This is a genomic window from Serratia sp. CY27727 (assembly GCF_052169275.1).
GTDB lineage: Bacteria > Pseudomonadota > Gammaproteobacteria > Enterobacterales > Enterobacteriaceae > Serratia > Serratia sarumanii.
Map to the genome: position 1 here is coordinate 112,049 of NZ_JBJNLB010000003.1, position 23,596 is coordinate 135,644.

The following is a 23,596-nucleotide window of genomic DNA, read 5'->3' on the forward strand; positions in this document are numbered from 1 at the left end:
CTTTCTTTTTAACGCCAGACGCCTATCACTGCGCCAGCAGGTACAGCTGGCTTTCGCCGCGCTGGATATTCAACGCCAGCACCGACGGCTTGCTGTCGAGGATTTTACGCAGCTCGCCCAGGTTCTGGATTGGCTGCTGGTTCACGCCCAGGATCACATCGCCCTTTTTCAGGCCGATGCGCGCCGCGGCGCTGCCGGCTTTCACGCTATCGACCTTGACGCCCTTCACATTGCCGACCTGGGTGTTGCTCAGCTCGGCGCCTTCGATGCCGGTGTAGATATTGCCCGAGGCCACCTGAGTCTGCGCGCTTTGCTCCAGCGTGACGTCAATCGTCACCGGTTTGCCGTCGCGAATAATGCCCAGCGACATCTTGCTGCCGACCGGCAGCGTGCCGATCTCCGCCCGGAACGAGGCGAAGCTGGAGATGGCCTTGCCGTTCATGGTGACGATCACGTCGCCGGCCTTGATGCCCGCCTTCGCGGCGGAAGACTTCGGCATCACCTGGCTGACGAAGGCCCCGCGCTGCGCGTCGACCTTCATCGCCTTGGCCAGCTCAGAGTTCAGCTCGGTGCCCATGATGCCCAGCTCGCCGCGTTTCACCTGGCCATATTCGACCATTTGCGCCGTCAGGTTTTTCACCATGTTGCTCGGAATGGCGAAGCCGATACCGATGTTGCCGCCGTCCGGCGCCAGGATCGCGGTGTTGATGCCGATCAGCTCGCCGTTCAGGTTAACCAGCGCGCCGCCGGAGTTACCGCGGTTGATCGCCGCATCGGTCTGGATGAAGTTTTCGTAGTTTTCGATGTTCAAGCCGCTGCGCCCCAGGGCGGATACGATGCCCGAAGTGGCGGTTTCACCCAGCCCGTACGGGTTGCCGATCGCCACGGTGTAATCGCCGACGCGCAGCTGATCGGAATCCGCCATCTTGATCGCCGTCAGATTCTTGAAGTCTTTCAGCTGGATCAACGCGATATCGGAACGCGGATCCTTGCCGATCACCTTGGCGTCGAAACGGCGGCCGTCACTCAGCTGCACCTGGATCTTGTTGGCGTTGTCCACCACGTGGTTATTGGTCACCACATAGCCCTTGGCGGCATCGATGACCACCCCGGCGCCCAGCGCCTGGAATTTCTGCTGCGTGCCCTGCGGCTGGCCATCCGGCCCTGGCTGTTCGCCGCCCTGACACATCGGCGAGCCCTGGAATGGCGAACCGTCCTGGCAGAACGGCGAATCTTCGCCGAAGAACTGTTGGAACTGCTGCGGCATGCGCGGCGTATTGACCGTGGTGCTGCCCTCAACGTTAATGCTCACCACGGAAGGCATCACCTTTTCCAGCATCGGCGCCAGGCTCGGCAGCTGTTGGGTGTTGGAAGAGGCGGTTTCAGCGGCGCTGGCCGTGACCGGGCCCATCGCCATACCGATACTGAATGCCAGTGCGCTCAGAACTAATGCGGTTTTTTTCATCTGTGTGTCTCTTATAAAGTCGTTCAAAAAGAATGGCCGTCTTGCGTGCTTATTCAGAGTTAATTAATAGCCCGAAGTTCCGGCACAGATGATTGGCAATAGTAAACAAATATTGTCCGTCTTTACAAAAGTCGAGACAGCCAACCGGTTGGAATTGCTGACAATTATTCTTCAGTTGAATTATTCCGCCGCCATTAATCGACGATATTCATCATAGGCGTAAAGGTCGGTCATTCCGCTGATATAGTCCTGCAATAAACGGGCGCGGAAATAATATTCCCGAATGGCTTGCTGCTCCGGCGATAAATGCTGCAGCCCCTCTACCGCCTCCGCATACGCCAGCCGATGCTTGGTGGACAGCTTGTGGAACAGGCGCGTTTCGATCGGGTAAGCGCGGTGACTGTCCTCGCGCACCAGCTGGCTGAAGTCCGCCAGCGACATCGCCAGCAGCGGGCTGTAAATGTCCAGCAGGCCGCTGATCACCCGGTAGCCTTGCAGCTCGAGCTGCTCGACCTCCGGGTGGTTGAACACGTGCTTGAACGCCACATTTTTAAATATTTTCAGCAGCCGGTACGCCGGGCTGGAATCCTCCAGCAGCGCCTGATTGAAACTGCCCTGATAGACCGCGTCCAGATTGTCGATAAAGCGCTGCGCCGCGTGCGGCACCAGCCGCGCCACGGTAAACACCCGCAGATACATGAAGAACTGATCTTCCGCGCTGCGCCGCGCGCCGCCGCGATCGATCTTGCGAAACGCGCTGGCGACGGTCTTGTCGAACAGATCGCCCGGCGCCACTTCGCCCCACTCCTGAATCAGGTGCTGATACAGCTGCTCGACGGTGAAAATGCTCTTCTCCACCGCGTCTTCCAGATCGGCCACGCAGTACGAGATATCGTCGGCGGCCTCCATGATATAGGTCAGCGGGAAACGATCGAACTCGCCCATGTGCAGCTCGCGCCGCAGCCGATCGACGAAGGCCTCTTCCGCCAGATAGTAGCCGGGCTTTTTCATCAGATAGCTGTGGCTGGCGGGGATGTCGCTCGCCCAGTAGGCCGGGCGGGTGTATTTCAAAATGCAGCCGACCTGCGCGTAGGTCAGGTTGAGCTTCAGCAGGCTGTACACCATGCGGATCGCCTGGGCGTTGCCCTCGAAGTGGCTGAGATCCTGACGGATCCGGCTGCGCAGCCGGTTCAGATCGCTCTCCCCTTCATGCAGGCGCAGCGTCGCCACCTGGCAGCGATCGTGGCTGCCCGGCTCGCTGCCGCAGCTGGCGGGATCGAGCCGTTGGGCGAACCAGTCGTTGATCGCCGACTCGCCGAAGTGACCGAACGGCGGGTTGCCGATGTCGTGCATCAGGCAGGCCATTTCCACGATGCTTTCAAACGGATCGAGCAGCCGGGTCAGGCCGAGCTCATCAATTCTCCCCGCCTGTTTGAAGCGGTTGAGGATCTCTTTGGCGATGTGGCGCCCGACCTGCTGCACCTCCATCGAGTGCGTCAGGCGGCTGCGCACCGCCGCGTTGCGCTCCAGCGGAAACACCTGGGTTTTTTGCTGCAGACGGCGAATGGCGGCCGAGTTGACGATGCGCCCGCGATCGCTCTCGAACTGCCGCACGATGTCGTACTCTTCCTCGGCCTCGATCGGTTTGCTGAAAGGCCGTTGGAAGCTGATTTTTTGCTTGAAGTCGATCCCGGACATCTGTTTCTCCGCCGTTGCGCCCTGCCCCCGTGATAACAATTCCCGGCGGCGGATGCAACGCATTATCTCTCTCACACAGCCATGATAGACTATGCCGCAATTCTCACGGCCAATCAGCGAGTGTTATTTATGAAAGTAGGCATCATCGGCGCAATGGAGCAGGAAGTCACCCTGCTGCGCGAGCAAATCGAAAACCGTCAAACCATTCAGCGCGCGGGCTGCGAAATCTACACCGGCCAGATCGGCGGCGTTGAGGTGGCCCTGCTGAAATCCGGCATCGGCAAAGTTTCTGCGGCCATGGGCACCACCCTGCTGCTGGAACACTGCAGCCCGGATCTGGTGATCAACACCGGTTCCGCCGGCGGCCTGGCCAGCACCCTGCGCGTGGGCGATATCGTGGTGTCGGAAGAAGTGCGCTACCACGACGCCGACGTCACCGCTTTCGGCTACGAGCCGGGCCAGATGGCCGGCTGCCCGGCGGCGTTCGTCGCCGACGACGCGCTGATCGCGCTGGCGGAAGGCTGCATCAAACAGCTGGATCTGCACGCGGTGCGCGGCCTGATCTGCAGCGGTGACGCCTTCATCAACGGCGCCGAGCCGCTGGCGCGCATTCGCGCCACCTTCCCGCGCGTCGCCGCCGTGGAAATGGAAGCCGCGGCGATCGCCCACGTCTGCCATCTGTTCGGCACGCCGTTCGTGGTGGTGCGCGCCATTTCCGACGTCGCCGACAGCGAGTCGCACATGAGCTTTGACGAGTTCCTGGTGGTAGCGGCCAAACAGTCCACGCTGATGGTCAACGCCATGCTGCAAACCCTGGCCAAGCGCGGTTAATGTGAGGCTGCGCTTCACCTCGATGCTCTGTTTGTTGGCGCTCTGGCTGGCCATGCCGGCCGGCGGCGCCCAGCGGGTGATCAGCCTGGCGCCCAACGCCACCGAACTCGCCTATGCCGCCGGCATGGGCGATGTGCTGGTGGCGGCGAGCGCCTATTCCGATTATCCGCCGCAGGCCGCCAGGCTGGAGCAGGTGGCCTCCTGGCAGGGCATCAATCTGGAGCGGGTGCTGGCGCTCAAGCCGGACCTGATCCTCGCCTGGCGCGGCGGCAATCCGCAGCGCGTGCTGGATCAGCTCGCCGCGTTCGGCATCCCGATCTTTTATGCGGACGCCGACAATCTCGAAGGGATCGCCGGCTTGCTGGATAAGCTGGCGCAATACAGCCCGCACCCGGAGCAGGCGCATCAGGCGGCGGAAGGCCTTCGCCGCCAGTTCGCCGCTCTCAAACAACAGTATGCCGCTAACCCAGCGCGGCGCGTGCTGCTGCAGTTCGGCACCCAGCCGCTGTTCACCAGCGCCGGCGCCACATTGCAAAGCCAGGTGCTGGCGCTGTGCGGCGGGCAGAACGTCTTCGCCGACAGCCGCACCCCTTGGCCGCAAATCAGCCGCGAGCAGGTGCTGGCGCGTCAGCCGCAGGCCATCGTCATCACCGGCGGCGCGAAAGAAGCCGCCAATGTGAAAGCCTTCTGGGCGCCGCAGCTGCAGGTGCCGGTGATCGCGCTGAACGAAGACTGGTTCAACCGCAGCGGGCCGCGCATCCTGTTGGCGGCGCAGCAGCTGTGCCGCCAGCTGGCGGAGATCCGCTGATGCTGGTGTTCTGGTTGGATATTCTCGGTACGGCGGTGTTCGCCATCTCCGGCGTACTGCTGGCCGGCAAGTTGCGCATGGATCCGTTCGGCGTGCTGGTATTGGGCGTGGTCACCGCGGTCGGCGGCGGCACCATCCGCGACATGGCGCTGGCCAACGGCCCGGTGTTCTGGGTCAAGGATCCCACCGATCTGGTGGTGGCGATGATCACCTGCGTCTTGACGCTGCTGCTGGTGCGCCAGCCGCGCCGTCTGCCGCAGTGGGTGCTACCGGTGCTGGACGCCGTCGGACTGGCGGTGTTCGTCGGCATCGGCGTCAACAAGGCCTTCGCAGCCGGCACCGGCCCGCTGGTGGCAATCTGCATGGGGGTGATCACCGGCGTCGGCGGCGGCATTATCCGCGACGTGCTGGCGCGCGAGATCCCGATGATCCTGCGCACCGAGATTTACGCCACCGCCTGCATCATCGGCGGCATCGTGCACGCCACGGCGTTTTACACCTTCAGCATGCCGCTGCAACAGGCCATGATGCTGGGCATGATCATCACCCTGGCCATTCGGCTGGCGGCCATCCGCTGGCACCTCAAATTGCCCGCCTTTATTCTCGAACGCTGAGCCGTCGCCTTGTGGGGCGGCGCTTGGCAACGCCGCATTGGGTAATTTATTAGACTAAAAACGGGCTTGCTGGTATTATTTTCACCCAATAAATAGCGTAGTGGCGATGTAAAATTCTGTTATCCGCAGGTTAATCCCCTCCCCGCGCTGTTAAACCTTTTTAACTTTTTGCCGATAAGTCATCACAAGATTGCTTACGGATGGCTATTCCCGCAATGATGAAAAAAATCCTGCTTGCCTGCTGTGGCGCCCTGCTGAGTGGCGCCGCGCATGCCGATGCCGTCAGCGGCCGGATCGGCGTTACTCTGACCATTGAACCGCAATGCGCCGTGCGCCTCGAGGCCGCCGCCCCACGGGCCGAATGCAGCCATGCGGCGGCGCAGCCGAACATTACCCGCCAACCGGCGCTGGAGAACGGGGCGGAAGTGATCCTCGTGGAATGGTAGGCATAAAAAAACCCGCCGGCCGTAAGGCGAGCGGGTTGATATTCTGACAGGCAAACTCAGATGCTGAACGACGAACCGCAACCGCAGGTGGTTTTGGCATTCGGGTTGGTCACCACGAAGCGCGACCCTTCCAGCCCTTCGGTGTAGTCCACCGAACCGCCGACCAGATACTGCAGGCTCATCGGATCGACCACCAGCGCCACGCCCTGCTTCTCGATGGTCATGTCGCCATCGTTGACCTTGTCGTCAAAAGTGAAGCCGTACTGGAATCCGCTGCAGCCGCCGCCGGTAATGTAAACCCGCAGCTTAAGGTTCGGGTTTTCTTCGTCAGCAATCAGGAACTTAACCTTGTTTGCTGCTGCCTCGGTAAATTGCAGGGGCAGTGCCGTTTGATCACTCATACTCTTTACTCCCAACATTGTTCAGCATCAGATCGCTACTATGGCTGCCTGATTAATATTAACGATTATCCGATACCTGAGTGTTGCGTTCAAGTATTCACCGCATTTGTTGTATTTTCCTTACCTGTTTTCTCCGCCGCTTCCCGCGCCAGCTGCGCCTCCTGCCTTTGCAGCGTGCGGGCCAGGATCGACGAATACAGCGGCTTGCCGCCGAGCAGTTGCGCCACCACCGTGGCGCCGAGGCAGGTGATGATCATCGGTAAAATGAGTTGGTAGTTGTCGGTCATTTCCAGCACCAGCACGATGCCGGTCAGCGGGGCGCGCACCGTAGCGGCGAACAGCGCCCCCATGCCGGCGATGGCGAAGGTGCCCGCCTCGATGCCGTACTGCGGGAACAGGTGCGCCCCGGCCAGCCCGAAGGCGGTGCCAAACAGCGTGCCCAGCGCCAGCATCGGCGCGAAGATGCCGCCCGGCGCGCCGGAGCCGAAGCACAGCAGCGTAGTGAAGATGCGGGTAATAAAGATGAACATCAACATGCCGACGCTGTAATTGCCCGCCGCGGCGATCGGGATCAGCCCAAAGCCGCCACCCGCCGCCTCCGGCTGGATCAGCCCCAGAATGCCGCACACGCCGCCGAGCAGCCCGCCCATCAGCAAGACATTGCGCATTCTGCCGCCGTGCAGGCGCGCAAACATATCCTGAGTGCGGAAGATCAGCGCGTTGAATCCCACGCCCACCGCGCCGAATATCGCCCCCAGCACCAGATAGAGCCACAGGGTATTAATGGGCGCCGAAGAAAGTTTGTCGACCGCGATCACCGAGCCCTGGCCGTTAAACAGCTGGAACACCACGCTCGACATGATCACGCCGATAAACACCGCTTTAATCGAGATCAGGTTGTAGCGGAACTGCGGCCGCATCTCTTCGATGATGAACAAGATGCCGGCCAGCGGCGCGTTGAACGCAGCGGACAACCCGGCGGCAGCCCCGGTCGCCAGCAGCGTATGACGCGCCTCGGCGCCGCGAATGCGCAGCACGTCCAATACCATGCGCCCGACGTTGCCGCCCATTTGCACCGTGGGCCCTTCGCGCCCCAGCACCATGCCCGCCCCCAGCGTGCCCATGCCGCCGATGAATTTCACCGGGATAACGCGCCACCAGCGCACCGGCCGCAGCTCCTCCAGCGCGCCTTCGATCTCCGGAATGCCCGAGCCGCCCGCCTCAGGGGCAAAGCGCCGCACCAGGTAATAGCCCAGCGCCGCCAGCGCGGCAGACAGGATAAACGCCAGTGGCCACACCAGGATCCAGGAGTCGGCGACCTGCGCCAGCGAAGCCAGCCGCTGCTGCTGCACCCACTCCACCGCCTTATCGAAGGCCACGCCGAGCAAACCGGCCAGCGTCCCCACCAGCGCGGCCATCACCAGGATCGCCACCGGCGTTTTATCGCGGCGAATAAACTGACGCACCGCATCGCTGCGGCTAAGACGCGGGCTCAACGTCCCGACTGGCTGTGATTGTGATTCCGTCATCGCGAGTAATTCGTTAGGTAATTTGTAATACAAATAGGCAAGGCGGTTATTCTACCCCAACCCGGCGGCGGGCGCTGCCGTTAATGGTATCTGACTGTGATCGTTTCATAACGCGGCGCTCTCCTCTAGAATAGCGCGGTCAAATCATTCAAAAGAGAATCCAGGAGCCGATTTATGAGCCTACACAGCAAGTCCGAAAGTCTGTACGCCCAGGCGCAACAGTTGATCCCCGGCGGGGTGAACTCTCCGGTGCGTGCATTCACCGGCGTGGGCGGTGTGCCGCTGTTTATCGAGCGGGCAGACGGGGCTTATCTGTTCGATGCCGACGGCAAGGCCTATATCGACTATGTCGGTTCCTGGGGGCCGATGGTGCTGGGGCACAACCACCCGGCGATCCGCGACGCGGTGATCGAAGCGGCGCAGCGCGGCCTGAGCTTCGGCGCGCCGACCGAGATGGAAGTCAAAATGGCGCAGCTGGTCACTGAGCTGGTGCCGACGATGGATATGGTGCGCATGGTGAACTCGGGCACCGAAGCCACCATGAGCGCCATCCGCCTGGCGCGCGGCTACACCAACCGCGACAAAATCATCAAGTTCGAAGGCTGCTACCACGGCCACGCCGACTGCCTGCTGGTGAAAGCCGGTTCCGGTGCGCTGACCCTCGGCCAGCCGAACTCACCGGGCGTGCCGGCCGATTTCGCCAAGCACACCCTGACCTGCACCTATAACGACCTGGATTCGGTGCGGGCCGCCTTCGAGCAGTACCCGTCCGAGATCGCCTGTATCATCGTCGAGCCGGTCGCCGGCAACATGAACTGCGTGCCGCCGCTGCCGGAATTCCTGCCGGGCCTGCGCGCGCTGTGCGACAAGTACGGCGCGCTCTTGATCATCGATGAAGTGATGACCGGCTTCCGCGTGGCGCTGGCCGGCGCACAGTCCTATTACGGCGTCGAGCCGGATCTGACCTGCCTCGGCAAAATTATCGGCGGCGGCATGCCGGTGGGTGCCTTCGGCGGCCGCCGCGACGTGATGGACGCGCTGGCGCCGACCGGCCCGGTCTACCAGGCGGGCACCCTGTCCGGCAACCCGATCGCCATGGCGGCGGGCTATGCCTGCCTGACCGAAGTGTCGCAGGTGGGCGTGCACCAGACGCTGACCGAACTGACCGAGATGCTGGCCGCTGGCCTGCTGCACGCGGCGCAGGAAGAGAATATCCCGCTGGTGGTCAACAACGTCGGCGGCATGTTCGGCCTGTTCTTCACCGACGCGCCGGCGGTCACCTGCTACCAGGACGTGATGCAGTGCGACGTGGAACGCTTCAAGCGCTTCTTCCATCTGATGCTGGAAGAAGGGGTGTATCTGGCGCCGTCCGCCTTCGAAGCGGGCTTCATGTCCGTGGCGCACAGCAAGGAAGACATTCAGCGCACCATCGACGCCGCGCGTCGCTGCTTCGCCAAGCTGTAATCCCGGCCGAATGGCCAAAAAAACGGGCGCCTCGGCGCCCGTTTTGCTTTTCGCTGCCGCTTAAAGCAGCGTGCCGTAAATGGTCAACAGCGCCACCACCACCACGATGATCATCGTCACCTTGCGCGCCAGCGTCACCGCCGCCCGCGGCGTTTGCACCGGATCCATATGCGGATCGCGCGCCAGCGAGAACTGTGCCAGCCGCGTCAGCACCTGATACGACGATGAATGCCGATCCCCCAGCGAGGCGAACCAGGCCGGCAGCGCCCGCTCGCCGTGGCCGAATAGCGCATAGGCCACCCCGGCCAAGCGCACCGGGATCCAGTCCAGCCAGTTCAGCAGGTGATCGATGCCCGATTGCGAACGCTCCAGCGGCGTATTGTGGCGCGCCAGCCAGGTTTGATAGGCGCGCAGGAAGGCATACCCCGCCAGCGCGATCGGCCCGTAAGGCCCAAAGACCACGAACCAGAACAGCGGCGCCAGGTAATAACGGAAGTTGATCCACAGCAGCGCGTTTTGCAGCTCGCGCAGGCGCAGCTCTTCGCTGCAGTCCACCGGTAAACCGTGAATCAACGCCAGCTCTTCCGCCATCTGATCGCTGGCGTGGGTATCACCCTGCCGCGCCGCTTTCAGGTAGGCGCGGTAGTGTTTGCGCTTGATGCCGGCGCCGACGCACAGCAGATCGATGACGATCCACAGCAGCAGCGTCACCACGCCGAAGAACAACCCGTACGACAGCCACAGAACGCCCCAGACGACCACCATCCAGGCGGCGGTCATCGCCAGCGTCTGCGCCAGCGAAACCCGATGCAGCCGCTGAAACACCACTTCGAGACGGTGATCCAGCTGCCAGTGTTCTCCCAGCTTAAACAGGCGCTCCCAGGCCAAAACCAGCAACAGCGTAAACAGCGTCATTAGCGATTCCTCTCCCTTTTTCTTGTCTCAAGCATAGCGTCGGCGGGCGCGCCGCGTTGTTCCAGAGATGCCAGATAGCGATCCCAATCGAACGCCGGCCCGGGATCGGTCTTGCGGCCGGGGGCGATATCGCAATGCCCGGCGATATTGGCCACCAGCGGCGGATAATGTTCGGCCAGCAGCGCGGTGACCGCCTGCAGCGCGCGGTATTGCGCCTCGGTGTAGGGTAACTGATCGGTGCCTTCCAGCTCGATGCCGATGGAGAAATCGTTGCACCGGTCGCGCCCCTGATACAGGGAAACGCCCGCGTGCCAGGCGCGCTGGTCGAAGGGCACGTACTGCACGATCTCCCCGTCGCGGCGGATCAGGCAGTGCGCCGACACCCGCAGCTGATGGATCTCGGCGAAATAGGGGTGCTGCGCGGGATCGAGCGTGCCGGTAAACAGCTGGTCGATATAGGGGCCGCCGAACTCGCCGGGCGGCAGGCTGATGTTGTGGATGACCAACAGCGACGGCGGCTCGTCATCCGGGCGCCGATCGCAGTGCGGCGAGACCACTCGCGTCACCCCGACAATCCAGCCATTTTCCAACTGCATCAGACACCTCTCTGCGGTGGTACTTATTCCTGCAACAGAGTAGCATGTTCCCCTACGATCTAACCGTCCATTTCGGAGTTTTCCATGCCGACACGCCGCTACAGTGCCGACAGTCGCCGCACCGAGCTTCTTGAACGAATTGAAAGTGATATTCCCTATGCCGTCGCCCAGGCGCTGCGCGAAGACCTGGGGGGTGAAGTCGACGCCGGGCGCGATATTACCGCGCAATTGTTACCGGCGGACAAGCAGGCCGAAGCCACCGTCATCACCCGCGAAGCCGGCGTATTCTGCGGCCGCCGCTGGCTGAATGAGGTCTTTATTCAATTGGGCAATCAGGTGCAGGTGGAGTGGCTGGTGGCGGACGGCGACCGTCTGACGCCGAACCAACCGCTCTGCCGGCTGCGCGGCCCCGCACGAGTGATGCTGACCGGCGAGCGCACCGCGCTGAACTTCGTGCAGACGCTCTCCGGCGTGGCGACCGAGGTCAGCCGCTATGTGGCTCTGCTGGAAGGCACCCGGACTCGCCTGCTTGATACCCGCAAAACCCTGCCCGGCCTGCGCACCGCGCTGAAATACGCCGTGCTGTGCGGGGGCGGCAGCAACCACCGGCTGGGGCTGTCCGACGCCTTCCTGATCAAGGAAAACCACATCATCGCCTCCGGCTCTATCAAGAACGCGGTGGAAAAAGCCTTCTGGCTGCACGCCGACGTGCCGGTGGAAGTGGAAGTCGAATCGCTCGATGAACTGCAGCAGGCGCTGGACGCCGGCGCCGACATCATCATGCTGGACAACTTCAGCGTCGAGATGATGCGCCAGGCGGTCGCACAAACCCAGGGCCGCGCCCAGCTGGAAGTATCCGGCAACGTCACCAGTGAGACGCTGCGCACCTTCGCCGAGACCGGCGTGGATTACATTTCGGTCGGCGCGCTGACCAAGCATGTGACCGCGCTCGATCTGTCGATGCGCTTCAAATGATCCCCTCGCCCCCGGCCGCTGCCGGGGGCGTTACCGTAAAATTGCGAAGCCCCTCGCACCCTTTTATTCACCGCTGCAAACAACGTCATTACTGATGGAAACGCGCCGAGAAACGCGCAAAAGCCCCTCGCCGTGCCCCCGCGCAAACCGCTACCGTTGCCTTCCACACCCTTATGGAGGAGACAACGCATGGAAACGCAACGCGGCTTTACCCTGATAGAACTGATGGTGGTGATCGCCATCATCGCCATCCTCAGTGCCATCGGCATTCCCGCCTACCAGCGCTACATCCAGAAAGCGGCGATGACCGACATGCTGCAAACCATGTCGCCGTACAAACTGGCGGTCGAGCTGTGCGTGCTGGACGAAGGCGCCCCCACCGGTTGTGAAGCCGGCAGCAAAGGCATTCCCACCGGCGGCACGTCGCGTTACGTCAGCGGGGTGAAAGTCGTCAAAGGCGTGATCACACTGACCGGCACCCAAACGCTGCAGGGGCTGGCAGTGGCATTAACCCCCAAAGTGAACGCCGATGGGCTGACCCGCTGGAGCCGGCTGTGCAGCAGCGAAAACGCAACGCTGGTTGAAGTGTGCCAGGAAGTCTTCCGCTTCGACAACGCGGCGGAGTAACGGCGATGAACGCGCAAATCAGCGAAGAAGTTCACGCCCTGTGCCGGCGCTATCAGGCGCTGGCGCTGAACGAAGATCCGACCACCCTGACGATCGCCCTCAACGAAGAGGCGCCGCAAGGGCTGCTGGCGGCGCTGCGTTTCGCCACCGGCAAGCGCATCCATCTGGAGCAATGGCCGGCGGCCAGGCTGGAGCAGGCGCTGAACCAACGCCAGGAACCGCTACCGGCGCCGCTGGCGGCCGAAGAAGACAGCGCCGACATCGCCTACCCCGACGACGGCGACGCGCCGGTGGTGCAGTTCATCAACCAGACGCTGCGCCTGGCCATTCAGCGTCGCGCCTCGGACGTCCACTTCGAGCCCTTTCGGCAGCATTTTCGCATTCGCCTGCGCATCGACGGCGTGCTGCAAACCCTCGCCTCGCCGTCACCCCAGCTGACCGCACGCCTCATCGCCCGGTTGAAGATCCTCGGCCAGCTGGATATCGCCGAGCGCCGTCAGCCTCAGGACGGGCAGCTCAGCCTGACGTTGGACGGCGCGCGCTATGCCATGCGTATCGCCACTCTGCCGACGCTACACGGCGAAAAGGTGGTGCTGCGCGTTCAGCAGGGCGAACAGCAGGAGCTGCCGCTGGATCAACTGGGCATGAGCCGAGCGGATTTGGCGCGCTACGCGGCGGCGCTGGCCTGCCCGCAAGGTTTGATCCTGGTGACCGGCCCGACCGGCAGCGGCAAGACGGTAACGCTGTACAGCGGCCTGCGCCAGTTGAACGATGCGCAAAGCAACCTGTGCAGCGTCGAGGATCCGATCGAGATACCGCTGTTCGGCGTCAATCAAACCCAGATCAACGCCAAAACCGAGCTGAGCTTCGCCCGGGTGCTGCGCGCCCTGCTGCGCCAGGATCCGGATGTCATCATGATCGGCGAGATCCGCGATGCGGAAACCGCCGAGATCGCGGTCAAGGCCGCGCAAACCGGCCACCTGGTGCTGTCGACGCTGCATACCAACTCCACCGGCGAAACCCTGACGCGCCTGATGCACATGGGTATCCCCGGCTACCTGCTCGCCGGCTGTCTGAAACTGGTCATCGCGCAGCGGCTGGTGCGCAGGCTGTGTCGCCACTGCCGCTACCCGCACAGCCAACCCACGCATTTTCCTGCCTCGGTCTGGCCGGAACCGCTGACCGCCTGGCGCGCCGATGGCTGCGAGCATTGCTTCGGCGGCTACTACGGGCGCATCGGCGTGTATGAACTGTTGCCCATTACGCCGGAAATACAGGCGGCGTTGCTGGCGAACGCCGCTCCCAGCCGGCTGGCGGATATCGCCCGCGAACAGGGGCAGCTTTCGCTGCTGCAGGCGGGCCTGGCGCTGGCCAGCGAAGGCGCAACCTCGCTGGAAGAGCTGTACCGCGTGATCGACGTCGTCCAGCTCGGCGTAACCGCGCCATGAAAGCGCGCCGGCTGTTTCTTTGGCAGGCTTTCGACGCCCAGGGCGCCCTGCGCCGCGGCGAACTGATGAGCGATGAAAAACGGCAGGTAAGCCGGTTGCTGATTGAGCAAGGCATGCAACCCTGGCGGATCGGGCACGGCAAACGCGTCACGCCCGGCCAGTGGCGCGGAGAACCTTTGATCCACTTCACCCGCCAACTCGCCACCCTGCTGCAGGCCGGGTTGCCGCTGGTCAATACGCTGCAGCTTCTGGCGGCAGAGCACCCTTCGGCGGCCTGGCGTTGCCTGTTGCGCCAGTTGGCAGAACAGGTGCGCGAAGGGCAGCCGCTCTCCGAAACCCTTGCCGCGCAGCCAGGCGTTTTTCCACTTATCTATCGCCAACTGATCGCCATCGGCGAGCTAACCGGCAATCTCGATCACTGCTGCCTGCAGCTGGCGCAGCAGCAGGAAGCCCAATTGCTGCTGCGCCGCAAAGTGACCAAAGCGCTGCGCTATCCCCTCTTCATCTGTGCGGTGGCGCTGCTGGTCAGCGTGCTGATGCTGGTGATGGTGCTGCCGGAATTCGCCAAGGTTTATCAGTCGTTCGATGCGCCGCTACCCTGGTTTACCCAAGGGTTATTGGGGTTGTCCGCGCTGCTGATCGCCGTTGGCCCCTATTTGGCGCTGCTGCTCGGCGCGTTGATGTTCGGCTATTGCCGCTGGCTGCATCCGCGCCCGCCGTGGCGCCGACGTGAGCAGGCCGCCTTGCTGCGCCTGCCGCTGATCGCCCGGCTGGTGAGCGGCGGCGCGCTGAGCCAAACCTTTCGTATTCTGACCATGACCCAACGCGCGGGGCTGACGCTGGTGGAAGGCTTGAACGCGGCGGCGCTGGCGGCCGACCATCTGCTGTACCGACAGGCGCTGGAGCAGGTGCAGCGGCAGCTCGCCGAAGGCGAGGCGTTTCATCACGCCCTCGCCCTGCAACCGCTGTTTCCGCCGCTGTGCCGGCAGCTGGTGCGGGTGGGCGAAGAATCGGGCTCGCTGGACGTCTTGCTGGATAAATTGGCGCAGTGGTATGAACGGCAGACGCACGAGCTGGCCGATACGCTGGCGCAAACGCTGGAGCCGCTGCTGATGCTGGTGGTGGGCGGGATTGTCGGCGCTTTGGTGATCGCCATGTACCTGCCTATCTTTCAACTGGGCAGCGTGCTGGGATAAAAAAGAGGATAGCGGGCGCCGCGGTACGCGACGCCCGAATGCAAGGTGCGGCTTATTTGCTGCCGAAGACGCGGTTTTCCTGCTCCGCCACGCGGATAAAGGTGGTGCGCTTGGTCAGCTCTTTCAGGCGCTCGGCGCCAACGTAGGTGCAAGCAGAGCGCAGGCCGCCGAGGATATCGCGCACGGTAAACTCCACCTCGCCGCGCAGCGGCAGCTTGACGGTTTTGCCTTCGGCCGCGCGATACTCCGCCACGCCGCCGACGTGGCGCTTCATCGCCGACTCGGAGCTCATGCCGTAGAACAGCATGAACTTTTCGCCGTTCTCTTCCACCACGGTGCCTTCACACTCCTCGTGGCCGGCCAGCATGCCGCCCAACATCACGAAGTCAGCGCCGCCGCCGAAGGCTTTAGCGACGTCGCCCGGCACCGAGCAGCCGCCGTCGCTGACGATTTGGCCGCCCAGCCCGTGGGCAGCATCGGCGCATTCAATCACCGCCGACAGCTGCGGGTAGCCCACGCCGGTCTTCACGCGGGTAGTACAGACTGAGCCCGGGCCGATGCCAACCTTAACGATGTCGGCGCCGGAGAGGATCAGCTCTTCCACCATCTCGCCGGTCACTACGTTGCCGGCGCAGATCACGTGATTCGGGCAGGCTTCGCGCGCTTTCTGCAGGAAGGCGACGAAATGTTCAGAGTAGCCGTTGGCCACGTCGATGCAGATGAATTTCAGCACCGGAGACAGAGCCAGGATCTGCTGCATTTTGGCGAAGTCGGCTTCGGAGGTGCCGGTGGACACCATCACGTGGCGCAGCACCGATTCCGGCATGCGCTGCACGAAGTCAGCCCATTGCTCGACGCTGTAATGTTTGTGTACGGCGGTGAGAACGTCGAAAGAAGCCAGGGCCTCTGCCATGCGGAAGGTGCCCACCGTGTCCATGTTGGCGGCGATAATCGGCACGCCGGACCAGCTGCAACCTGAATGCTTGAAGGTAAACTGACGTTCCAGTTCAACCTCGGAGCGGCTTTTCAGCGTGGAGCGCTTAGGGCGGATCAACACGTCTTTAAAGCCCAACTTCAAATCTTCTTCAATACGCATGACTTATGATTTCCTGGTTAATGGCGACGGATCGCAAGGAGGATGTTCGAATCTCTGCCCGACGGCTTTCCAGTGGCGCAAAAAGACGGCGGCGAGATTAATGCCAGTTCCAGTGACGTTATAATACGCGCTAATAATCGCCGAACAAGACTGCGAATTCGCCTTTATTTACGCTACAATCCGACAAATTTACCTGCATAACCGCAGTGTGATTGCCCGCTCATTTTTGCCATGCCGCTGCGCTTTTTCTCGCCGCCCGAACGGTGCCGACGCGCAAGCGCCGCCTGCCGACTTGCACTTCTGCGCGATCGCTTTATGATTCGACTATTATTTTTTTATGAACATCGGATGCACCTAACACCATGGCCTACATTGTTGCGTTGACCGGGGGCATAGGCAGCGGCAAGACGACCGTCGCGAACGCCTTTGCGCGCCACGGCGCAACCCTTGTCGATGCCGACGTGATCGCCCGTCAGGTCGTCGAGCCGGGCACCCCTGCCTTGGCCGCGATCGCCGAACGATTTGGTAATGAAATGTTGCTGCCGGACGGCGCGTTGAACCGTGCTGCGCTGCGTCAGCGCATATTCAGCCATCCCGATGACAAAACCTGGCTGAACCAGCTGCTGCATCCGCTGATACACCGTGAAACCCAGCGCCAACTGGCGCAGGCCGCCAGCCCGTACGCGCTGTGGGTGGTGCCGCTGCTGGTGGAAAACGGCCTGCAGGATCGCGCCGATCGGGTGCTGGTGATCGACGTCGATGCCGAAACCCAGCTGGCTCGCACCATCGCGCGCGACGGCGTCAGCCGTGAGCAGGCGCAAAGCATTCTCGCCGCCCAGGCCACGCGCCGGCAGCGCCTCGCCGTGGCGGATGACATTATTGACAACAGCGGCGCCGCTCAGGGGATAGAGCCACAGGTCGCCGCACTGCATCGTCGCTACCTTGAACTGGCGGCAACAGCGCCCCAACAGGATTAAACTGCATGAGTGATGTTTCCCCAACCGTTCTCTTTGAACACCCGCTGAACGAAAAAATGCGCACCTGGCTGCGCATCGAATTTCTGCTGCAACAGCTGCACGGCCAACGCGCCCTGAGTGAAACCGCCATCGCCCTCACCTTCTTTCGCACCGTCTCCGACTTGCTGGACGTGCTGGAGCGCGGCGAAGTGCGCACCGAACTGCTCAAAGAGCTGGAGCGCCAGCAGCAGAAACTGTTGGCCTGGGCCGATGTGCCGGGCGTGGATATGGCGCTGATCGATCAGCTGCGCGGCCAGTTGAAGTCGCGCTCATCGGCGCTGATGGCGGCGCCGCGCCTCGGCCAGGCGTTGCGCGAAGACCGGCTGATCGGCCTGGTGCGTCAACGGCTGAACATTCCCGGCGGCTGCTGCAGCTTCGATCTGCCGACCCTGCACATGTGGATGCACGCGCCGCAGCAGGATCGCGACGCCGACGTCGCCACCTGGCTGCAGTCGCTGGATCCGCTGAACCAGGCGCTGACCATGGTGCTGGATCTGATCCGCCAGTCCGGGCCGTTCCGCAATCAAATCAGCCTGAACGGCTTTTTCCAGGACAACGCCGAAGGGGCGGATCTGCTGCGCCTGCGCCTCCATCTGGCGCCGCAGCTTTATCCGCAGATTTCCGGCCACAAGACGCGTTATGCCATTCGTTTCCTGCCGCTGGACAGCGAAAATGGCGTGGTGCCTGAACGCCTGACGTTCGAACTGGCCTGTTGTTGAACTTGTGAAAGAAAGCCTTCTCAGCACTGACAGAAGGCGTAAGGAACCGTTATGACGACCGTAGTAAAATGCCCAACCTGTGGCACCGGCGTGGTTTGGGGTGAAGTCAGCCCGTTCCGGCCGTTTTGCAGCAAGCGCTGCCAGCTGATCGATCTCGGCGAGTGGGCAGATGAAGAGAAGCGCATTCCGAGCAACAGCGATCTGTCGGAAAGCGAAGACTGGAGTGAAATGGACGATCGCTGATCGCCCACGGTTGGCCTGGCGGGCGCCAGGCCACGCTTGTCATTGCGCGGCGCTCGCCTGCGCCACCAGCAGTCGGATGATGCCGACGTTGGCTTCCGGGAATTCGTCTTCACGCAGATCCGCCTGTTTTACCCAGCGCATCGGTTGCCCCTCGCGGCCGAACGGCTCGCCTGCCCAGGCCTCCACCAGATAAAAATTCAGCGTCACGATGCGATCGCTGAAGCGATGCTCCACCACCTCCAGCAGCTCGGCACGTTCGGCTTCGATACCGGTCTCTTCCCGCAGCTCGCGGCTCAGCGCCTGTTCCGGCGTTTCACCCTGTTCGATCTTGCCGCCGGGAAACTCCCAGAACCCGGCCATGTGCGCGTCGGCGGCGCGGCGGGTAATAAAGATCTCCCGTTGCGCATTGCGGATGATGCCCACGGCGATATTCAAATGTTTCATCTCACCCTCCTGATGGGTGTCAAAAAACAGGGGCTCAGCAAGCTGAACCCCTGGTGTTGTCGGTTAACCGCGGCCGGCATTACTGCAGGCGGCCGTGGCACTGCTTGTATTTCTTGCCGGAGCCGCATGGGCATGGATCGTTGCGGCCCACTTTACGCTCGGCGGTCGCCGGCGCGTTCGGATCTTCGGTCACCAGCGCGTTCTCGTCGTGGTGGCTCAACTGTTGGTGCTGCGCCAGGCGCTCGGCCTCTTCACGGCGCTGCTGTTCCAGCGCTTCCACCTCTTCCGGCATCCGCACCTGAACCTTGCTCAGCACGCTGATCACTTCATATTTCAGCGATTCCAGCATGGTGGCGAACATGTTGAAGGATTCGCGCTTGTACTCCTGCTTCGGATCCTTCTGCGCATAGCCGCGCAGGTGGATACCCTGACGCAGGTAGTCCATCGCCGCCAGGTGCTCTTTCCACAGGGAATCCAGCGTCTGCAGCATCACGCCCTTCTCGAAGTTGCGCATCATTTCGCTGCCGACCACGTCTTCCTTACGCTGGTACTGCTCTTTGGCGTTCTCCAGAATGCGTTCGCGCAGCGTCTCTTCGTGCAGCTCCGGCTCTTTGTCCAGCCATTGTGCGATCGGCATCTCCAGATCGAAGTCGTTCTTCAGGCGCTCTTCCAACCCCTGAATGTCCCACTCTTCTTCCAGCGACTGCGGCGTGATGTAGTTGTCGATGGTGCTCTTGAACACGTCCTCGCGGATGCTGGCGATGGTTTCGCTCACGTCGGACACGTCCAGCAATTCGTTACGCTGGCTGTAGATGGCGCGGCGCTGATCGTTGGCGACGTCGTCGTATTCCAGCAGCTGCTTACGGATGTCGAAGTTGCGGCTCTCTACCTTGCGCTGGGCGTTGGCGATCGCCTTGGTCACCCACGGGTGCTCAATCGCTTCGCCTTCTTTCATACCCAGTTTACGCATCATGCCGGACACGCGATCCGAAGCGAAGATACGCATCAGGGCATCTTCCATCGACAGGTAGAAGCGGGATGAACCGGCATCGCCCTGACGACCGGAACGGCCGCGCAGCTGGTTATCGATACGGCGCGATTCATGGCGCTCGGTGCCGATGATATGCAGGCCGCCCGCCGCCAGCACCGCGTCGTGGCGTTCTTTCCAGGCGGCTTTGATGGCTTCGATCTGCTCTTCGGTCGGCGCTTCCAGCAGCGCCACTTCGGCCTGCCAGCTGCCGCCCAGCACGATATCGGTACCACGGCCCGCCATGTTGGTGGCGATGGTCACCGCGCCGCTCTGGCCGGCCTGGGCGACGATATCCGCTTCCATGGCGTGGAACTTGGCGTTCAGCACCTTGTGGTCGATGCCCGCTTTGGTCAGTTCGCGGGAAACCACTTCGGATTTCTCGATCGAGATGGTGCCCACCAGCACCGGCTGGCCTTTGGCGGTACGCTCGCGGATGTCTTCGATGATGGCGCCGATCTTCTCTTTCTCGGTCATGTACACCAGATCCGGCATATCCTTACGGATCATCGGACGGTTGGTTGGCACCACGATGGTGTCCAGCTTGTAGATCGAGCTGAATTCGAAGGCTTCGGTATCGGCGGTACCGGTCATCCCCGCCAGCTTCTCGTACAGACGGAAGTAGTTCTGGAAGGTGATCGAAGCCAGCGTCTGGTTCTCGTTCTGGATCTCCACGCCTTCTTTGGCTTCCACCGCCTGGTGCAGGCCGTCGGACCAGCGGCGGCCCTGCATGGTACGGCCGGTGTGTTCGTCGACGATGATCACTTCGCCGTCTTTCACGATGTAGTCAACGTCGCGGGTGAACAGCACGTGGGCGCGCAGCGCGGCGGTAACGTGGTGCATCAGCATGATGTTGGTCGGCGAGTACAGCGACTCGCCCTCATCCATGATGCCGGCTTCCACCAGCATCTCTTCGATCAGGATCAGGCCGCGTTCGGTCAGGTGAACCTGGCGCGCCTTCTCATCCACCGAGAAGTGCCCTTCACCCTTGAAGGTGTCGGAGTCTTCTTTTTCCTGGCGGATCAGTTTAGGGATCAGCTTGTTGACCTTGATGTACATCTCGGAGCTGTCTTCGGCCGGGCCGGAGATGATCAGCGGCGTACGCGCTTCATCGATCAGGATGGAGTCCACCTCATCCACCAGCGCATAGTGCAGTTTGCGTTGCACGCGTTCTTCCGGGCTGAACGCCATGTTGTCGCGCAGGTAGTCGAAGCCGTATTCGTTGTTGGTGCCGTAGGTGATGTCGGCGGCGTAAGCTTCACGCTTGGCCGGCGCCGGCATGCCCGGCAGGTTGATGCCGATGCTCAGGCCGAGGAACTCGAACAGCGGACGGTTGTTTTCGGCGTCACGCTGCGCCAGATAGTCGTTGACGGTCACGACGTGTACGCCGCGGCCGCTCAGGGCGTTCAGGTAAGCCGGCAGCGTGGCGGTCAGGGTTTTACCTTCACCGGTGCGCATCTCGGCGATGCAGCGATCGTTCAGCACCATGCCGCCCAGCAGCTGCACGTCGAAGTGACGCATGCCGAACACGCGTTTGCTCGCCTCACGCACTACGGCGAAGGCTTCCGGAATCAGGCTTTCCAGCGATTCGCCCTTCTCCAGGCGCGCGCGGAATTCGTTGGTTTTCGCTTTCAGCTCATCATCGGACAGTTTTTCCATGTCCGGTTCCATGCGGTTGATCTGCTCAACCACTTTGCGCATGCGGCGCAGGGTACGATCGTTACGGCTGCCAAAAACTTTGGTTAATAATTTCACTAACATGATGTTTGATATCTCTGTCATGACGGCCTGATACGGCAGTCAACTTGCTATTATTTATGGTTTTTGTGCCCGAAGGGCGGAGTCAGACGAGCGCGGCAGGCCCGGCGCGAATGCCCTGTACCTGCGCCACCCACAGGCCGGTCTGGTGCCGTGCCAGCGTTGGCAGCACCTCAAGGTGGGTATGGCGAATGATGGTCGGCGGCTTCGGCTCGTGCGTCAGCAGCGCGTTGAGGGTGGACAGCAGCGCCAGTTGCGCCACCTGCAAAGGGGGTTCCGCTTCGGCTTCGCTCTCCTGCACCCGCGCATAAACCGCCTGCGGCGCCAGCGCGAAAGAAAGGTGACGAATGACGGTGCGCAGCGCATGTTGCTGCCAATAATCTACGCTGAAGGTAGGACGGCGGTGCGCGTCCTGCAGCAGGGCCAGGCTGTTGAAGGTGCCATTGGCCGCATTTTGCCGGTTAAGGCTGGACGACGTATTCGGCAGTGCGGCCTGATCGGGGGCGCCGGACAAACTGGAAGACGCGCCAAGCGTGGCCGCAACCATCCCTAACAGGAGATGGGGCCAGAAATAACGTCTGCCAAATTGTCGCCAACGATTTAGAATACCGATCACGAGTTTATAATCCGCCGGAGCCCATTATGCGCGATAGCCGTCCACAATTATTAGATGTCCTGTTCGACGACGCGTCTGCCGGCAGCAAAGGGCCGCTGCATAACGTCCAGCAACGCGCGGTGGCGCTGCTCAAGCTTAACCGTGCAGTGAAGGGCCTGTTGCCCGCTCCCCTGCATCCCTGGTGCCGCGTCGCGAATTTCCGACAGGGTATTTTAGTGCTCGAAACGGCAAATGCCAGTTGGATGATGCGCTTGCGCTACGAACAACCCGCTTTGCTGTCTGCACTACGAGCGCAAATTCTACCATCATTGTCGTCGATCGACATCAGGATTAATCCGGCCTTGATGGCGAAAGGCAGCCACCAGGTGCAAAACGCAGAGAAAGCGCCGGAAAAACCGGTGCCGATGCGGCATTTGAGTCTGGAAAGTGCGGAAGAACTGAGAGGATTGGCGAGCCGTAGCCCGGAAAAACTGCGCAAGATATTGGAACGGCTGGCTGCATTGGCCGGAGAGGGTACCAACACAACCAGTCGTGATAAGTAATCAGCGACACAACTGCAAAACATCAGACCGCATCACGAGCCTGAATGCTCAGGCTCTCAAAGGATGCGCCTGCCGTTATTCGCAGCGGGCGAGGAATTCAGACCTTACGCCAATACGGTAGACGGTGCCTTGAATGCCAATGGCATTTCGGCTTCGTCCTGGAAGGTCACGTATTCCCACGCTTCCTGCTTGGCCAACACGGCCTGCAGCAGTTTGTTGTTCAACGCGTGGCCAGACTTGTACGCGGTAAACGCGCCAATGATGTTGTGGCCGCACATGAACAGGTCGCCGATGGCGTCCAGCATTTTGTGACGTACGAATTCGTCTTCGAAACGCAGGCCGTCTTCGTTCAGCACGCGGTAGTCATCCACCACGATGGCGCAGTCGAAGCTGCCGCCCAGGGCCAGGCCGCGGGACTGCAGGTATTCGATGTCACGCATGAACCCGAAGGTGCGCGCGCGGCTGATTTGACGCACGAACGACTCAGCCGAGAAATCAAGACGATAGCGCTGAGAGCTGGCGTCGATAGCCGGGTGGTTGAAGTCGATGGTGAAGTCCAGGCGGAACCCGTTATGCGGGGACAGCTCGGCCCATTTGTCGCCATCTTCAACACGCACGGTCTCTTTCAGACGCAGGAATTTCTTCGCCGAGTTCAGTTCTTCGATGCCGGCATCCAGCAGCAAGAACACGAACGGACTGGCGCTGCCGTCCATGATTGGGATTTCAGCGGCGTCGACTTCGATGACGATGTTGTCGATGCCCAACCCAGCCAGCGCGGCGTTGAGGTGCTCAACGGTCGAAATACGCACGTCATGCTCATTCACCAGGCAAGTACAGAGCATGGTATCACGCACGGATTTTGCATCAGCCGGAAAATCAACCGGTGGATTCAAGTCAGTGCGACGATAGATGACCCCGGTATTAGCCGGCGCTGGGCGCATTGTCAGCGTGACTTTCTTGCCGGTATGCAAACCGACGCCAGTCGCCTGAACAATACGTTTTAATGTCCTTTGTTTGATCATCGTTTTATCTCGCAATGTTATCCATCCTACCAGCCAAGCATACAGCATGGCCGGCGGGACAGTTTAGCACAAAGAGCGGAGATTCCAAATTCTCAGGATA

General features: G+C 61.7%; 24 protein-coding genes. 13 read left to right on the forward strand and 11 right to left on the reverse strand.

All coding sequences use genetic code 11. From position 1 onward, the window contains the following. Positions 1-25: 25 nt before the first annotated feature. Together degP and dgt are read right to left on the reverse strand one after the other, a co-directional pair. Positions 26-1,465 (reverse strand): serine endoprotease DegP, encoded by a 1,440-nt coding sequence (gene degP / locus ACJ8HB_RS10135; RefSeq protein WP_033649228.1) that lies wholly within the window; start codon positions 1,463-1,465, stop codon positions 26-28. A gap of 180 nt (positions 1,466-1,645) precedes the next feature. Further along, the gene (gene dgt, locus ACJ8HB_RS10140) at positions 1,646-3,163 is read right to left on the reverse strand and encodes a dGTPase (protein ID WP_033649226.1); all 1,518 of its coding nucleotides are present in this window, start codon (positions 3,161-3,163) and stop codon (positions 1,646-1,648) included. A 129-nt stretch (positions 3,164-3,292) separates the two neighbouring features. Between dgt and mtnN the strand changes: the two genes are divergently transcribed. The 4 genes from mtnN (at position 3,293) to ACJ8HB_RS10160 (ending at position 5,862) form a co-directional block, all read left to right on the forward strand. Continuing rightward, on the forward strand, positions 3,293-3,994 hold the full coding sequence (gene mtnN, locus ACJ8HB_RS10145; RefSeq protein ID WP_033652925.1) for a 5'-methylthioadenosine/S-adenosylhomocysteine nucleosidase: 702 nt from the start codon (positions 3,293-3,295) through the stop codon (positions 3,992-3,994). Between the two features lie 22 nt (positions 3,995-4,016). Then, a complete protein-coding gene (btuF, locus tag ACJ8HB_RS10150; protein ID WP_047571690.1) occupies positions 4,017-4,802 on the forward strand; it encodes a vitamin B12 ABC transporter substrate-binding protein BtuF in 786 nt (261 codons plus the stop codon). After that, complete coding sequence (locus ACJ8HB_RS10155; RefSeq protein ID WP_033637131.1) at positions 4,802-5,416, forward strand: TRIC cation channel family protein; 615 nt, start codon at positions 4,802-4,804, stop codon at positions 5,414-5,416. The genes btuF and ACJ8HB_RS10155 overlap by 1 nt, the downstream gene beginning before the upstream one ends. Before the next feature lie 200 nt (positions 5,417-5,616). Next, positions 5,617-5,862: a hypothetical protein gene (locus tag ACJ8HB_RS10160; RefSeq protein ID WP_033652924.1), complete on the forward strand. Its 246-nt coding sequence runs from the start codon at positions 5,617-5,619 to the stop codon at positions 5,860-5,862. Positions 5,863-5,918: 56 nt separating this feature from the next. Here the strand turns inward: ACJ8HB_RS10160 and erpA are convergent, their stop codons facing one another. Both erpA and clcA read right to left on the reverse strand, forming a co-directional pair. After that, entirely contained in the window at positions 5,919-6,263 is a 345-nt protein-coding gene (gene erpA, locus ACJ8HB_RS10165) for an iron-sulfur cluster insertion protein ErpA (RefSeq protein WP_004932708.1), read from the reverse strand. Between the two features lie 89 nt (positions 6,264-6,352). Further along, a complete protein-coding gene (gene clcA / locus ACJ8HB_RS10170; RefSeq protein WP_033637129.1) occupies positions 6,353-7,792 on the reverse strand; it encodes a H(+)/Cl(-) exchange transporter ClcA in 1,440 nt (479 codons plus the stop codon). A gap of 174 nt (positions 7,793-7,966) precedes the next feature. On the opposite strand from clcA, the gene hemL reads away from it, so the two are divergent. Beyond that, positions 7,967-9,256, forward strand: coding sequence for a glutamate-1-semialdehyde 2,1-aminomutase (hemL, locus tag ACJ8HB_RS10175; RefSeq protein ID WP_033637128.1), 1,290 nt, complete (start codon positions 7,967-7,969; stop codon positions 9,254-9,256). 60 nt (positions 9,257-9,316) lie between these two features. Here hemL and ampE read toward each other — a convergent pair whose 3' ends face one another. Continuing rightward, positions 9,317-10,171, reverse strand: a complete 855-nt coding sequence (gene ampE / locus ACJ8HB_RS10180) for a beta-lactamase regulator AmpE (RefSeq protein ID WP_047569311.1) — start codon at positions 10,169-10,171, stop codon at positions 9,317-9,319. After that, entirely contained in the window at positions 10,171-10,767 is a 597-nt protein-coding gene (gene ampD / locus ACJ8HB_RS10185) for a 1,6-anhydro-N-acetylmuramyl-L-alanine amidase AmpD (protein WP_047569314.1), read from the reverse strand. The genes ampE and ampD overlap by 1 nt, the downstream gene beginning before the upstream one ends. An 84-nt stretch (positions 10,768-10,851) precedes the next feature. Here ampD and nadC point away from each other — a divergent pair, with 84 nt between their 5' ends. The 4 genes from nadC (at position 10,852) to hofC (ending at position 15,013) form a co-directional block, all read left to right on the forward strand. After that, positions 10,852-11,742 carry a carboxylating nicotinate-nucleotide diphosphorylase gene (gene nadC, locus ACJ8HB_RS10190; protein WP_019455086.1) on the forward strand — a complete coding sequence of 297 codons (891 nt, stop codon included), beginning with the start codon at positions 10,852-10,854 and terminating at the stop codon, positions 11,740-11,742. A gap of 189 nt (positions 11,743-11,931) precedes the next feature. Further along, positions 11,932-12,369, forward strand: coding sequence for a prepilin peptidase-dependent pilin (ppdD, locus tag ACJ8HB_RS10195; RefSeq protein ID WP_041033285.1), 438 nt, complete (start codon positions 11,932-11,934; stop codon positions 12,367-12,369). A 5-nt stretch (positions 12,370-12,374) separates the two neighbouring features. After that, positions 12,375-13,817, forward strand: coding sequence for a type II secretion system protein GspE (gene gspE / locus ACJ8HB_RS10200; RefSeq protein WP_047569318.1), 1,443 nt, complete (start codon positions 12,375-12,377; stop codon positions 13,815-13,817). Continuing rightward, entirely contained in the window at positions 13,814-15,013 is a 1,200-nt protein-coding gene (gene hofC / locus ACJ8HB_RS10205) for a protein transport protein HofC (RefSeq protein ID WP_047569321.1), read from the forward strand. Before gspE ends, hofC begins: the two co-directional genes overlap by 4 nt. Before the next feature lie 52 nt (positions 15,014-15,065). Here the strand turns inward: hofC and ACJ8HB_RS10210 are convergent, their stop codons facing one another. Continuing rightward, positions 15,066-16,109, reverse strand: coding sequence for a GMP reductase (locus ACJ8HB_RS10210; RefSeq protein ID WP_047569323.1), 1,044 nt, complete (start codon positions 16,107-16,109; stop codon positions 15,066-15,068). 362 nt (positions 16,110-16,471) lie between these two features. Between ACJ8HB_RS10210 and coaE the strand changes: the two genes are divergently transcribed. From coaE to yacG, 3 genes are read left to right on the forward strand one after another with little or no spacing between them, the layout of a single operon-like run. Then, on the forward strand, positions 16,472-17,086 hold the full coding sequence (gene coaE / locus ACJ8HB_RS10215; RefSeq protein ID WP_033637119.1) for a dephospho-CoA kinase: 615 nt from the start codon (positions 16,472-16,474) through the stop codon (positions 17,084-17,086). Positions 17,087-17,091: 5 nt separating this feature from the next. Beyond that, a complete protein-coding gene (gene zapD / locus ACJ8HB_RS10220) occupies positions 17,092-17,844 on the forward strand; it encodes a cell division protein ZapD (RefSeq protein WP_033652917.1) in 753 nt (250 codons plus the stop codon). Between the two features lie 51 nt (positions 17,845-17,895). After that, positions 17,896-18,087 (forward strand): DNA gyrase inhibitor YacG, encoded by a 192-nt coding sequence (gene yacG / locus ACJ8HB_RS10225; protein WP_004932737.1) that lies wholly within the window; start codon positions 17,896-17,898, stop codon positions 18,085-18,087. A 39-nt stretch (positions 18,088-18,126) separates the two neighbouring features. On the opposite strand, the gene mutT is transcribed toward yacG, so the two are convergent. The 3 genes from mutT to secM all read right to left on the reverse strand — a co-directional run bounded on the left by mutT (position 18,127) and on the right by secM (position 21,932). Further along, positions 18,127-18,531 (reverse strand): 8-oxo-dGTP diphosphatase MutT, encoded by a 405-nt coding sequence (gene mutT / locus ACJ8HB_RS10230; protein WP_094859821.1) that lies wholly within the window; start codon positions 18,529-18,531, stop codon positions 18,127-18,129. A gap of 79 nt (positions 18,532-18,610) precedes the next feature. Further along, on the reverse strand, positions 18,611-21,319 hold the full coding sequence (gene secA, locus ACJ8HB_RS10235; RefSeq protein ID WP_033637114.1) for a preprotein translocase subunit SecA: 2,709 nt from the start codon (positions 21,317-21,319) through the stop codon (positions 18,611-18,613). Between the two features lie 82 nt (positions 21,320-21,401). Then, positions 21,402-21,932, reverse strand: coding sequence for a secA translation cis-regulator SecM (secM, locus tag ACJ8HB_RS10240; protein WP_033649205.1), 531 nt, complete (start codon positions 21,930-21,932; stop codon positions 21,402-21,404). A 26-nt stretch (positions 21,933-21,958) separates the two neighbouring features. Here secM and ACJ8HB_RS10245 point away from each other — a divergent pair, with 26 nt between their 5' ends. Next, positions 21,959-22,474: a DUF721 domain-containing protein gene (locus tag ACJ8HB_RS10245; protein ID WP_033637110.1), complete on the forward strand. Its 516-nt coding sequence runs from the start codon at positions 21,959-21,961 to the stop codon at positions 22,472-22,474. Between the two features lie 104 nt (positions 22,475-22,578). Here the strand turns inward: ACJ8HB_RS10245 and lpxC are convergent, their stop codons facing one another. Further along, on the reverse strand, positions 22,579-23,496 hold the full coding sequence (gene lpxC / locus ACJ8HB_RS10250; RefSeq protein ID WP_025159644.1) for a UDP-3-O-acyl-N-acetylglucosamine deacetylase: 918 nt from the start codon (positions 23,494-23,496) through the stop codon (positions 22,579-22,581). Positions 23,497-23,596 lie beyond the last annotated feature (100 nt).